This window comes from Kitasatospora sp. NPDC088391, from assembly GCF_044753345.1.
In the GTDB taxonomy this organism is placed as follows: Bacteria; Actinomycetota; Actinomycetes; order Streptomycetales; family Streptomycetaceae; genus Kitasatospora.
The window spans coordinates 309707-322192 of record NZ_JBIVNB010000006.1 but is presented as its reverse complement, the minus strand read 5'-3'; the positions used below and the strand labels follow the sequence as shown (position 1 = coordinate 322192).

10 protein-coding genes are annotated in these 12486 nt (G+C 77.6%); 7 read left to right on the top strand and 3 right to left on the bottom strand.

The annotated features are described in order from the left end of the window. Positions 1-2: 2 nt before the first annotated feature. Together ACIQBJ_RS20680 and ACIQBJ_RS20675 are read right to left on the bottom strand one after the other, a co-directional pair. Positions 3-746 carry a zinc ribbon domain-containing protein gene (locus ACIQBJ_RS20680; RefSeq protein WP_400712196.1) on the bottom strand — a complete coding sequence of 248 codons (744 nt, stop codon included), beginning with the start codon at positions 744-746 and terminating at the stop codon, positions 3-5. A gap of 36 nt (positions 747-782) precedes the next feature. Next, positions 783-1619, bottom strand: coding sequence for a Nif3-like dinuclear metal center hexameric protein (locus ACIQBJ_RS20675; RefSeq protein WP_400712193.1), 837 nt, complete (start codon positions 1617-1619; stop codon positions 783-785). A 946-nt stretch (positions 1620-2565) separates the two neighbouring features. On the opposite strand from ACIQBJ_RS20675, the gene ACIQBJ_RS20670 reads away from it, so the two are divergent. The 3 genes from ACIQBJ_RS20670 to ACIQBJ_RS20660 all read left to right on the top strand — a co-directional run bounded on the left by ACIQBJ_RS20670 (position 2566) and on the right by ACIQBJ_RS20660 (position 6194). Then, the gene (locus ACIQBJ_RS20670; protein ID WP_400712190.1) at positions 2566-4452 is read left to right on the top strand and encodes an alpha/beta fold hydrolase; all 1887 of its coding nucleotides are present in this window, start codon (positions 2566-2568) and stop codon (positions 4450-4452) included. Positions 4453-4549: 97 nt separating this feature from the next. Beyond that, positions 4550-5731, top strand: coding sequence for an ATP-binding cassette domain-containing protein (locus ACIQBJ_RS20665; RefSeq protein ID WP_400712187.1), 1182 nt, complete (start codon positions 4550-4552; stop codon positions 5729-5731). Between the two features lie 313 nt (positions 5732-6044). Then, positions 6045-6194 (top strand): hypothetical protein, encoded by a 150-nt coding sequence (locus tag ACIQBJ_RS20660; RefSeq protein WP_400712184.1) that lies wholly within the window; start codon positions 6045-6047, stop codon positions 6192-6194. A gap of 159 nt (positions 6195-6353) precedes the next feature. On the opposite strand, the gene ACIQBJ_RS20655 is transcribed toward ACIQBJ_RS20660, so the two are convergent. Then, positions 6354-7433, bottom strand: coding sequence for an alcohol dehydrogenase catalytic domain-containing protein (locus tag ACIQBJ_RS20655; RefSeq protein ID WP_400712181.1), 1080 nt, complete (start codon positions 7431-7433; stop codon positions 6354-6356). A 177-nt stretch (positions 7434-7610) separates the two neighbouring features. Between ACIQBJ_RS20655 and ACIQBJ_RS20650 the strand changes: the two genes are divergently transcribed. From ACIQBJ_RS20650 to ACIQBJ_RS20635, 4 genes are all read left to right on the top strand, one after another. Further along, positions 7611-8951, top strand: coding sequence for a M48 family metalloprotease (locus tag ACIQBJ_RS20650; protein ID WP_400712178.1), 1341 nt, complete (start codon positions 7611-7613; stop codon positions 8949-8951). A 95-nt stretch (positions 8952-9046) separates the two neighbouring features. Next, positions 9047-9727 (top strand): class I SAM-dependent methyltransferase, encoded by a 681-nt coding sequence (locus tag ACIQBJ_RS20645; protein WP_400712175.1) that lies wholly within the window; start codon positions 9047-9049, stop codon positions 9725-9727. Between the two features lie 230 nt (positions 9728-9957). Beyond that, on the top strand, positions 9958-11316 hold the full coding sequence (locus tag ACIQBJ_RS20640; protein ID WP_400712172.1) for a hypothetical protein: 1359 nt from the start codon (positions 9958-9960) through the stop codon (positions 11314-11316). A 7-nt stretch (positions 11317-11323) separates the two neighbouring features. Then, on the top strand, positions 11324-12358 hold the full coding sequence (locus tag ACIQBJ_RS20635) for an N-acetylmuramoyl-L-alanine amidase (RefSeq protein WP_400712169.1): 1035 nt from the start codon (positions 11324-11326) through the stop codon (positions 12356-12358). Positions 12359-12486: the final 128 nt, after the last annotated feature.

The window sequence follows — 12486 nt, the reverse complement described above, 5'->3', positions numbered from 1 at the left end:
GGTCAGACGCCCGACTCGCCGGTGCGGACCAGGATGCGGCCGCAGTTCTCGCAGCGCAGCACCTTGTCGGCGGGCTCGGCCTTGATCGCGTTGAACTCGGTGATCGAGAACTCGGTGCGGCAGCCCTCGCAGCGGCGCTGGTAGAGCCGGGCCGCGCCGACGCCGCCCTGCTGCTCGCGCAGGCGGGTGTACGCCTTCATCAGGTCGGCGGGGACGACGTTGGCGACGGCCTCGCGGTCGCGGCGGACCTTCTCGGCCTCGGTGTCGAGCTCGGTCAGCTGGGCGTCGCGGCGGCCCTCGGCCTCGGCGACCACCACGGAGGAGTGCTCCAGGCGGGCGGTGAGCTCGGTGACCCGGGTCTGCGAGGACTCCATCCGCTCCATCACCTCCAGCACGATGTCCTCCAGGTCGCCCTGGCGCTTGGCCAGCGAGGTGTTCTCGTGCTGGAGGTTCTCCAGGTCCTTCGCGGAGCCGACCGCGCCGGAGTCCATCCGCTGCTGGTTGCGGGCGGCCCGGCTGCGGACCTGCTCGACGTCCGCCTCGGCCTTGGCCAGTTCACGGGTGGTGTCGCCGAGCTGGGCCTGGGCGGCGACCACCAGGGACTGCAGGGCGGTGTGGTCGGCGGTGGCCTTGTCGATCTCGGCGTGCTCGGGCAGGGTGCGGCGCCGGTGGGCCAGCTGGTCGAGGCGGGAGTCGATGGCCTGCAGGTCGAGCAGGCGGATCTGGTCGGCGGGCGCGGCGTTCACGCGGCAGGGCTCCTGTTGGGTTCGTTCGACGGGGTGTCAGGGGGCGTACGGCATCGGCGCGTGCGCCGTCCACGGGTCGGTGACCCGGGTGGAGACGCGGGTCTCCAGCGGCCAGGCGTGCCGGTCGGCACGGTCGAGCAGTTCGCGGGCGGCGAGCCGCAGCCAGGGCCACTCGGTGGCCCAGTGCGCGGCGTCGACCAGGGCGACGGGGGCCGCCTCGGTGGCCTCGGAGGCCGGGTGGTGGCGCAGGTCGGCGGTGACGTAGGCGTCCACGCCGGCCCCGCGGGCCTCGGCCAGGAAGGAGTCGCCGGAGCCGCCGCAGACCGCGACCCGGCGGACGGGCCGCTCCGGGTCGCCGGCGGCGCGGACGCCCGCGGCGGTGGCGGGGAGTCCGGCGGCGACCTGCGCGGCGAACGCGGCGAGCGTCATCGGCTCCGGGAGTTCGCCGATCCGGCCGCTGCCGCGCCGGCCGGCCGGGTCGGTGGGGTCGGCCACCAGCGGGCCGGTGACCTTCAGGCCGACCGCCTCGGCGAGGGCGTCGGAGACGCCCGGGTCGGCGTGGTCGGCGTTGGTGTGCGCGACGTGCAGCGCGATGTCGTGCTTGATCAGGGTGTGCACCACCCGGCCCTTGAAGCCGGTGGCGGCGACCGTGGTGGTGCCGCGCAGGTACAGCGGGTGGTGGGTGACCACCAGGTCGGCGCCCCATTCGACGGCCTCGTCGACCACGGCCTGCACCGGGTCGACGGCGAACAGCACCCGGTTCACCTCGGCGTCGGGGTCGCCGCAGACCAGGCCGACCGCGTCCCAGGACTCCGCCCACTGCGGCGGGTAGATCTCTTCGAGCACGGCGATGACGTCGGACAGTTTCGGCACCTGTCGAGACTACCGCGTGCCACGGGCCGCCCCGCCCGGGCCCGACCCGGCCCCCCGCCGGCCCCCGCCGCGCACTGCCGCGCCCGGCCCCGCCGCGGGTCGCACACCTGCCCGTCAACCCGCTGCGGGGTGCCGGTTCGGGCCCGCGGCGGCCCTCCCGGCCGCCGGGGAACGGAGCCCGGCCGCCCACCGCGCGCTCGGCCCTGCTCACAGGCCCGCAGGTGGACACATTCGAAAACCGGGCCCGATCACCCTTAAGAGTGAAGTGACTCCAGCGGCGTTGAGTCACCCCCGTCTCGAAAGTAACTTCAGTCCTGCGAACGAGAGTTGCCTCGACCCTGCCGGGTCGAACGGGCGACCGGCCGGAATTCCCGACGGGCGAGGAACACGACGGAATTCGACAGGCGCGGCCGGGACTCTCGTGGTTCCGCAGACCGGACCGGCCTGGTCCACCGCGAAGGGGTGTGAAGCAGATGGGGGCGGACACGCCGCCGCGCGGGACCCTGCCGCCGGTCACGGTCGTCGGCGCGCCGGGTGTGGACGGCGGGTCGGCGGAGGTGGCGCGGGCGGCCGCGGCCGGTGCTGGAGCCCGGGAAGACGGCGGCGACCGGAAGGTCGCGGCCGGGGGCTCCCGCTGTCCGGCCCGGCCGTCCGGCCGGAATTCCCCGGCCGCATTCCGCGCCACCCGTTCCGGCGGAGCGCCGGAATTCCCGCACCGGGCCGGTCCGTTCGCAGCGGAATTCGGTCCGGAGGCGAACCGGATTCCCGGCCCGGGCATTCTCCCGGGCCGCGGCGGCCGCTCCGGCCGCCCCCGGCACCCGCGTCCGTCGGCCGTGGCCGCGGCCGCGGCGGAGGGTCGATCCCGTCGAGGGGGCGGGATCGGCCGTCCCCCGGCGCACGCCCGCCCGGTCCCGGGCCGCCCGTCCACGAGTTCCGGAGGTGATCGGTGGACGCCGCTGTCGTGCGTACCGCGCCGCAGGTCCTGCGGCGGCTGAGTTTCACGTTCGCCGGGGACGGCTCGCACGCCGCGTGCCTGGCGGCGGGGGCCGACGGCCGCTGGTCGGTGGAGAGTTGGCGGCTGGACGGCCCCGGCCCGGCGGTCCCGACGGCGCTGGCGCCGCCGGAGGACCTGCGGTCGCAGCTGCTCGCGCTGCCGGACGGGCGGGTGCTGGTCTGCCGGCACGACGGCGACCGGCACACGGTGCTGCTGCTGGCGGCCGGCGAGCCCGAGCGGGTGCTGGCCGGGTTGCGGACGGCGGGGCTGCGGATGCTGGCCGCGCCCGGCGACGGGCAGGTCGCGGTGCTGCTCGGCACGGACGCCCGGGCGGTGACCACGGTGTGGCTGCTGGCCGCGGACGGGTCCGCGCCGCACCGGGTCGCCGAGCTGCCCGGGCTGTACGGCGGCGGGGTGTGGCTGGACGCCGCGGGTCGGCTGCTGGCCCTGGACCGGATCGCCGACGGGCCGGTGAAGACCGTCGTGCTGGACTTCGAACTCGGCGCCACCACACCGCTGTTGGAGCTGGGCGAGGGCAGCAGCGACCGGCTGCTGCTGTGCGACCCGGCGACCGGCCTGGGCCTGCTGCGCAGTGACGCGCCGGGGGTGGACCGGCTGGGCTGGGCGGTGATCGGCGGCGCCGAGCCGGCCAGGTTCCCGGACTGCCTGCACCGGCCGGGGCGGCTGCTGCGGCCGGTGGCGGTGTCGCCGCACCTGCCGGGCGTGGAACCGCGGGTGGTGCTGCAGATCGACCGGGGCGCGGCGGCCACGCTGGCCGTGTGGCGGCCGAGCGAGGGCCGCCTGGAGCCGCTGCCCGTCCCGCCCGGGCAGTGGGGCGCGGTCGGGCACTGGTCGGCGGCGGGCCTGCGGATGCCGTACTCGGCGCCGGACCGGCCCGCGGCGCTGGCCACCCTGGACGTGGCGGCGCTGCTGACCGCCGGGACCGCCCCGGTGCCGTCGGCGCGCTCCCCGCTGGACAGCGGCGACGGGTGGGCGGAGCGGCCCGTCCCGGGCTGGCGGCTGGACGGGTCTGCGGTGCCCGCCGCCGGCGGGTGGCGGGCGGCCCGCTGCCTGGAGCTGGCCGGTCCGGCCGGTCCGGTCGAGGCGGTGGTGTACGGCGGCGCGCGGTGGCTGTCGGCGCCGCACCTGGTGCTGGCGCTGCACGGCGGCCCGGCGGACGCCTGGCGGCTGGAGTTCGACCCGGCGCTGCAGCGGATGGCGGCGGAGGGCCTGGCGGTGGTGGCGCCGAACCAGCGCGGTTCGACGGGGTACGGCCCGGAGTACGCGGCGGCGATCCGCGGTGCCTGGGGCGGCCCGGACCTGGCGGACGTGCTGGCGCTGCTGACCGGTCTGGCGGAGCGGCGGGCGGAGCTGGGGTTGGAGCCGCCCGCCCTGTTCGGGGTGAGCTACGGGGCGTTCCTGGCGCTGCTGGCGACGGCGCACGCCCCGGCGGGGGCGGTGTCCCGGTGCGCGGTGGTGGCGCCGTTCCTGTCGGGCGCGCGGCTGCTGGCGGAGGGGGCCGAGCCGGTCCGGGCGCTGACCGTCCGGCTGGGTGGCGAGGTCGAGTGGGACGACGAGCTGGGTCCGCGGGACGTGCTGCGGCTGGCGGACCGGCTGACGGTGCCGCTGCTGGTGGTGCACGGCGGCCGGGACGAGGTGGTGCCGGTCGGGCAGTCCCGGTCGCTGCGGCACGAACTGCTGCGGCTGGGGCGGGCGGAGGGCCTCGACTTCCGGTACGTGGAGGCCGCCGGCGCGGGTCACGAACTGCTGGCCGAGGAGGGGTCGGCGGTGCTGCACGAGCTGCTGGCGGTCTTCCTGCGCACCGGCGGCGCGGACTGACGCCCCGTCGGAGGGTGCCGACGGCGGGCCGGACCCGCTCGGCGCCGGGCCGTCCCGCGGGGCGCCCTTCCCCTTCTCAATCTGCCTGGAGTGTTTGGTGCGTGGGTCGTCGGTCGCGCTGACGGTGGCGGTGCCGCTGGGGGCGGTGTCGCTGTCGGCCGTCCCCTGGGCCGTGGGGGCGCTGCTGGACGCGGTGGTGACGGGCGGGCGGTTCGGCCCGGCGGCCGGGTGGGCCGCCGGGGGCTCGGCGGCGCTGCTGGCACTGGCCGTGTCGGCGCGGGCGGCCCCGATCCCGGTCCCGTTCCGGACGGCGGCCCGGGTCGTGTCGGCGCGGACGGCGGCGGTGCGAGCCGTGGCGGCGGCGGGCTCGGTGGTCGGGCTCGCGGTGCTGTCGCCGTGGCTGGCGGCGGCGTTCTTCGCCGGGGTGCTGCCGGGGGTGCTGCTGGTGCGGCTGTTCGCCCGGAGCACTGCGGAGTTCCGCCCGGCCCGGCCGGGCCCGTCCCGGGGGCGGGCGGTCCTGCTGGTCACCTCGGTGGAGCTGACGGTGCTGGGCACGGCCGGTCAACTGGCGGCGGCGGGACGGCTGTCGGCGGGCGCGTGCGCGGCGGCGGTGGGCTGGGCGGCCCTGACCCTGGGCCTGGACCCGGGCCCGGCTTTCCGCCGGCCGACGGCGCGACTCCCCCGGCCGACACGCGAACTCCCGGACGGATCGGGCGAGTTGGCGTTCCGCTCGGTGCTGCTGCGGGACGCCTGGGGCGCGGTGGTGTTCGGCCCGCTGGAACTGACGGTGCCGGGCGGGTGGACGGTCGCGGTGGTCGGCCGCCCGGGGGCGGGCAGGTCGCAGCTGGCGGCGCTGACGGTCGGGCTGCGGCGGCCGGACGGCGGGGCGGTGCTGGTGGACGGGGTGCCGGTGACGGCCCTGCCGGTGGCGGCGCGGCGCCGGGCGGTGGGCTGCGCGTTCGAACGCCCGCGCCTGGTGGGCCCGGCCGCGGCGGAAGCGGCCGACTCCCGGGTGACGGTGCTGGACGACGCCGCCTGGAGCCCGGCGGCTCCGGCCGACCGCCGGACCAGGCTGGTGCTGACCCGCCGTACGGCGGTGGCGGCCGGGGCCGACCTGGTGCTCTGGCTGGACGGCGGCCGGGTCCGGGCGGTCGGCCCGCACGCCGACCTGCTCGCCGACCCGGACTACCGCGCCGCCCTGCTGGACGCGCCGACGGGGCCGGAGACCGCCGAGCGGTGCAAAACGGTCGACAACTGCCGCCGGGCACCAGCGAACTGACGGAACGCCGGGAACCGGGCGGAGCGGCCCGCCGCACCCCGCCCACCGGGCCGCCCACCGTGCCGCCGTCCGGGCCGCTGGGCGAACCGCCGGACGGCGGCGCGCGCCGATCGGTGCGGGAACGCGGCGCGGCGGCGCGCGGTTCGGTTAGGCTCCGAGGCGATTCGGCTGTCGCCGTGCGCCCCGTGCGGGCTGCTCCGGGGACGGCCGGTCGGCTGCTGCCCGGCTCCGGGCGGCGCCGGTCGCGCCGCGGTGTTTCCCGGCGCGCCTTCCGCCGAGACCGCCTTCCTTGCGCACGGAGAAGACTGACCTGATGTCCGAGTCCATCGACGACACCACCGAGCACGACCACCGGGCCCCCGCCGAGGACGTCCCCGAGGGCGCGGCCCACGGCCGCCACCGGGGTTCCAACGCCGGCGACGACACCCCGGAGGCGGACCCGCACGGCCGCCACCGCCGCTGACCCGGCCCCGCGCGGGCCGGGAACGGCCCGCCGCACGACCGCACCGCACCGTCCGCGCCCCCGGTTCCGTCACCGTCCTGACGGCACCGGGGGCGCGGCCCTTCCCGGCCGCCTTCCCGGCTGCCTTCCCCCGCCGCCTTTCGGCCCTGGCCGGTCGGCTCAGTCCAGGGTCAGCACGGTCCGCAGCGCCTCGCCGCTGCGCATCTGCCGGACCGCCTCGTTGACCTCGGTCAGCGGCAGCCGGTGGGTGATCATGCCGTCGAGGTCGAGCCGTCCGGCCCGCCAGAGGGCGATCGCCAGGTCGGCGGTGCGGCGGACGTCGCCGCCGCCGTACATCGAGGGCAGCAGGCGCTTCTCGTTGAAGAAGAGTTCGCCGAGGCTGAAGGAGACCCGGTCGTCCTGCGCGCCCGCGCCGATCACCACGACGGCGCCGCCGCGCCGGGCCGCGTCGTAGCCGGCCCGGACGGTGGTGGAGCGGCCGACCGCCTCGAAGACGTGGTCGAAGCCGCCGCCGGGGACCGAGCGGGCCGCGGCCTTCAGCTCCTCCGGGGCGATCGCCTCGGTGGCGCCGAAGGCGAGCGCCCGTTCGCGGCGGGAGGCCACCGGGTCGACCACGGTGATCCGGGCGGCCCCGCAGATCCGGGCGCCCTGCACGGCGGCGATGCCGACGCCGCCCGCGCCGATCACCGCGACCGTCGAACCCGCCTCCACCTTCGCGGTGTTGACGACCGCGCCGAGTCCGGTGGTGACGCCGCAGCCGATCAGCGCGGCCAGGTCGTGCGGCAGGTCGGCGGGCACCGGGAGGACGCTGTCGGCGGCCACCACCAGTTCCTCGGCGAACGCGCCGGTGCTGTAGAAGCCGTACGCGTCGGTGTCGCCGCCGATCCGGAAGGTCGGGGTGGCGAGTCGGCGGATCGAGGCCACGCAGAGGTGGGTCTGGCCGCGGCGGCAGGCCGGGCAGCCGCCGCACGGCGGCATCCAGCAGAGCACGACCCGGTCGCCGACGGCGGGGACGGTCACGCCCTCGCCGACCTCGACGACCTCGCCCGCGCCCTCGTGGCCCGGCACGAACGGCGCGGGCTGCGGCAGCACCCCGGCCATCGCGGACAGGTCGGAGTGGCAGAGGCTGGCGGCGCGCACCCGGACCCGGACCTTCCCCGGTCCGAGGCCGACCGCCTCGACGTCGTCCCGGACGTCCAGGACGTCCTGTCCGGTCTGGTGCAGGATCGCTGCGCGCACTGGCTGCTCCGCGGGGTCGGCCGCCGCACCGGCGGGCTGGAACACGTTCTACCGAGGGTCGTCCCCTGTATAGCGCATCGCCGGGGCCGACGGGGCGGGGCGGCCGCCCGGCGTCCGGGGCCCGGCCGCCGGAAACCGCTTTCCCGTCCCCTTCCCGGGCTGGCATCATCCGCGCTCGTGTCCACCACCGATTCCCCCGTCACGGCCTCCGAAGCCGCCGTCCCCACCGCCGCCCCCTGCCCGCAGTGCGGCGCCCCGCTGTCGGTGAGCGAGCGCTTCCCGACCTGGTGCCCGGCCTGCGAGTGGAACCTGGTGCCCGAGCAGCCGGCCGTCCAGTACCGGACGGCGCGGGCCCGCCGCCGGGCCGAGCGGGACGAGCGCCGGGAGGAGGGGCGCCGACGGGCCGTCAGGGCCCGGGCCGAAAAGGTGTTCCGGCTGGTCGCGGCCGAGGGCCCGGACCGGCGGTCGGCCCCGCCGGTGGTGGCGTTCGCCCTGGCCGGGCTGGTGCACCTGGTGTCGCTGACGGTGCTGCTGCTGGGCGTGTCGCTGACCGCGGGGCTGATCGGCGGGAGCTGGTTCCAGCGGGCGCTGGGCGTGCTCGCGCTGGCGGTGGCCGTGCTGGTCCGGCCCCGGCTGGGCCGGCCGGCGCGGGACGAGGTGCTGTCCCGGGAGGCCGCGCCGGCCCTGTACGGCCTGGTGGACCGGGTGTCGGAGGCGCTCGGCGCGCCCCGGGTGGACTCGATCGCGGTCAACGGCCGGTTCAACGCCTCGTTCGGCGTCGTCGGGCTGCGCCGGCGGCGGGAGCTGCAGATCGGCCTGCCGCTGTGGGAGATGCTGACCCGGCAGCAGTGGGTCGCGCTGCTCGCCCACGAGATCGGGCACTGCGTCAACGGGGACTCCCGGCGCGGCCTGTGGACCGGCTCGGCGGTCGCCTCGCTGCGGGAGTGGGAGCGGCTGACCCGCCCCTCCCCCGACAACGACTCCGGGCGGATGCTGATCGTCATGGCCGCGTTCGTCGCCAACGTGCTGCTCCGGGTGGTCAATCGGGGAGTGCGCGCGCTGGCCGGCCTGATGTTCAGGCTGCACCTGCGCAGCGGGCAGGCCGCCGAGTACCGGGCCGACGGGCTGGCCGCCCGGCTCGCCTCGGTGCCGGACGCCCGGGGTCTGCTGGTCGCCCTGTTGAACGGGCGGACGGTGGAGGCGGTGCTGGTCCGCCGGCGCGCCCTGCCCCGGCGGCGTTCCGGCGGGCGGCCGGACGACTCCGGCCTGTGGGAGGCGCTGGCCGAGGCGGTCCGGACCGTCCCGGCGAGCGAGACGGCCCGCCGCGTCCGGGCCTCCGAGCGGGAGCTGAGCAGCGTCGACGAGTCGCACCCGCCGACCTACCTGCGGCTGCGGATGCTGGACACCGCTCCCCCGCCGGTCGACCGGCCGCCGCTGGTGCTGGACGCCGGGCAGGCCGCCGCGATCGGGGCCGAGCTGGCCGCGAGCCGCGAACGGGTCGCCCGCGAGCTGCTGTGACGTCGGCCGCGGTGACGCCCCCGGGGGTCGCCCGGGGGCGTTCCTACCATCCAGTAGGGTCCTGCTCAGTCCCCCAGCCCGGCAGGAGCGCCCCGATGACCGACCCCACCACGGCCAGCCGCCCGGAATCCTCCACCGGCGTTCCCGCCGCGCCGGTGCTGGCCGCGTTCCGTGCCGCCACCGGCTTCATGCCCGAGGACGAGGGCCTGGCGCTGTACGCGGCGGCCCTGGACGCGGCCGGGCGGACCGGGTTGCCGGTGCTGGAGATCGGCACCTACTGCGGCCGCTCGGCGATCCTGCTCGCGGACGCCGCCCGCCGCGCCGGCACGGTCGCGCTGACCGTCGACCACCACCGCGGCTCCGAGGAGCAGCAGCCGGGCTGGGAGTACCACGACCCGACCCTGGTCGACCCGGAGGTCGGCCTGATGGACACCCTGCCGCGGTTCCGCCGCACCCTGCACGCGGCCGGGCTGGAGGAGCACGTGGTCGCCCTGGTCGGCCGCTCCCCGCAGATCGCCGCGGTCTGGCAGGGGCGGCTGGCGCTGGTGTTCGTCGACGGCGGGCACACCGACGAGCACGCCACCGGCGACTACGAGGGCTGGGTGCCGCACCTGGCCGAGGACGGCCTGCTGGTGGTGCACGACGTGTTCCCCGACCCGGCGGACGGCGGCCAGGCCCCGTACCGGGTGTACCTGCGGGCCCTCGCCGAGGGCTTCGAGGAGGTCTCGGTGACGGGCTCGCTGCGGGTGCTGCGCCGCGCCGCGACCGCCCGCTGACGGCCCGTCGGCGGGCGGGCCCCGGCGCCCCGGCGGGAACGGACCCGGCCGCCGGGACGTCGTCACCACGGCGGCGCATCAGCGACGCATCGGCGACGCATCGCCGATCCACCGTGACCGCCCGTACCGGTGGCCGGTACGGTGGCGGCGGCAGACGGCGGACCACCGCACCACGGAGCGGCCCGGGCGGGCGCCGGTGCGGAACCGGTCGACGGGGGACGAGGGAGCGCATGACGGAACAGGGCAGGGCCGCCAGGGCGGTCTGGGATCCGACCGCGAACAACGGCGCGGGCGGCTGGGTCCGCCGGGCGGTCCCGGAGGACCCGGCGGCGGGTCCGGCCACCACGGCGATCCCGCTCCCGCTGCTGCTGTCCGCCATCGACGGCCAGGCCGCCCCGGTGCCGCCCGGTGCCACCACCCCGCCGCCGCCCGGCACCGCCGTCCCGCCGGAGCAGCCGCCCGCCGTGCAGCGCACCGCGGCCACGGCCGCCACCCCGCCGCCGCGGCCGAAGCCGGACCCCGCCGCGGCGCAGCCGCCCGTCCCGCCCCCGGCCGCGCCGCCGGTCGCCGCCCCCGGCGGCTTCCCGGCCGACCCGCAGCCCTCGTTCGGCGGCCGGCAGCCGTTCCCGCCGCCCCAGGGGCAGCCCTTCGGTGGTCCGCAGCCGCCCCAGCAGCAGCCGCAGCAGCCGTTCGGCGACCAGTCCTACGGCGGCCAGCAGCCCTACGGCGGCCCCTCGTTCGGCGGTCAGCAGGGCTTCGACGGCCAGCAGCCCTTCGCCGGGCACCAGACCTTCGGCGGCCAGCAGCCCTTCGGCGGCGGGCCCGGCGGGTACGGCCACCAGGAGCCGGAGTTCGACTACGAGGACGACCCGCGCCGGCGCCGCACCCCGGTGCTGATCGGCGCGGCCGTGGCGCTGCTGCTGGTGATCGGCGTCGGCGTGGTGTGGGCGGTGAGCAACAGCGGCAGCAGCGCCGGGGACGGGAGCGCCGCGCAGGGCCGGAGCACCGCCGCGCCCCCACCGGACCCGGGCAGCGGCGGGGCTCCGGCGGGCGGCGGGCAGGGCGGCTCGTCCGCGCCGTCCGCGCCCGCGTCCCCGGCGGCCTCGGGTTCGGCCTCGGCGGGCCCGGAGGCGCAGGCCCAGGCGAAGGCGCTGGACGCGCTGCTGACCAAGGGCGAGAACGCGAAGGCGCCGATCGGCAACGCGGTGGCGAAGGTGCGCAGCTGCCCGCCGAAGCCGGAGGTCGACAACGCCGCCAAGGTGTTCGACGACGGGGCGCAGCAACGGGACGCGCTGCTGGCCGAGTTGAACGGGTTGAAGACCGACGCCCTGCCGGGCGGCCCCGACGCGGTGGCGGACCTGCGGGCGGCCTGGCAGCAGTCCGGGGACATCGACCGGGCGTACGCGGCGTGGGCGCGGACGGTGTCGGCGCAGGGCTGCGCCAACAACCAGGTACCCTCGACGCCCGACCTGGCGCGCGCCAACGACCTCAATCCGAAGGCGACGCAGTCGAAGAAGGACTTCGTGACGAAGTGGAAGCCGATCGCCGGCAGCTACGGCCTGGCGGCGCGCACCTGGGACAGGATCTGAGGCACCAGTGACCGGCACCACCCCGCCCGCCGAGAACGGCGGCCAGGACCCCCACCCCGCCCCGCGCCCGGGCGCGTCCGGGCGCCTCCGGTCGGCCGAGTCGCCCGGGGCGCACTGGCGGGCGGGGGCCAAGGTGGCGGCGCTGGTGCTGCCGGTCTGCCTGATCGGCTGGCTGGGCTGGCAGGCGGTCGCCAACAGCGCGCGGGACACCTCGGCGCACCCGTCGGGCACGCACTCGCCGTACTACGCGGAGGGCGACCAGGTCGTGCCCGGCGACGGGGCCGGGTCGGGCGCCGGGAGCCCCGCGGCGGGGTCGTCCCCGCCCGCGGCGCCGTCCGACGGGCCGTCCACCCCGGCGGGGCAGGCGGGCCGTCCGCTGTCCGGCCGGACGGTGCTGCTCGACCCGGGCCACAACACGGGCAACGCCAAGCACACCGGGGAGATCAACCGGCAGGTCGACATCGGCAACAGCCGCAAGGAGTGCGACACCACCGGGACGTCCACCGACGCCGGGTACCCGGAGGCGGAGTTCACCCTGGACGTGGTGCACCGGGCCCGGGCGATCCTGCAGGACCGGGGAGCGAAGGTGGTGCTGACCCAGGACGGGGAGCGCGCCTGGGGGCCGTGCATCGACGAGCGGGCCCGGATCGGCAACCAGGCGGGCGCGGACGTCGCGGTCTCGGTGCACGCCGACGGCGCGCCGGCCGCCGGCCACGGCTTCCACGTGATCATGCCCGCCAAGGTGGTCGCGGGGGCCGCCGACACCTCGGCGATCGTCGACCCCTCGCACCGGTTCGGGGTGCTGCTGCGGGACGCGTTCCGGGCCGGCACCGGCGAGCCGGTCTCCACGTACATCGGCCAGCAGGGGCTGGACACCCGCTCCGACCTGGGGGGTCTGAACCTGTCGAAGGTGCCGAAGGTCTTCATCGAGTGCGGCAACATGCGCAACGCGGAGGACGCGAGGCGGATGTCGGACCCGCAGTGGCGCCAGCGCGCCGCGCAGGCCCTCGCCGACGCCCTGACCAGCTATCTCACCGGGTGAGCCGCTGCGTACACCCACCGTCGAACACCTGTCCCGTCAGTGCCCCCGGTCCTTCCGGAACGAACCGCTCCGCACCGGATCCGGAGGGCGCTGTGCACGCGGCGGAGCCTTGGCCCTAGGCTTTTGCC

Bases quoted from the DNA above. Each gene is read 5' to 3' on its own strand.
- ACIQBJ_RS20645 (WP_400712175.1), top strand. From the start codon at position 9,047: ATGACCGACCCCACCACGGCCAGCCGCCCGGAATCCTCCACCGGCGTT.
- ACIQBJ_RS20640 (WP_400712172.1), top strand. From the start codon at position 9,958: ATGACGGAACAGGGCAGGGCCGCCAGGGCGGTCTGGGATCCGACCGCG.
- ACIQBJ_RS20660 (WP_400712184.1), top strand. From the start codon at position 6,045: ATGTCCGAGTCCATCGACGACACCACCGAGCACGACCACCGGGCCCCC.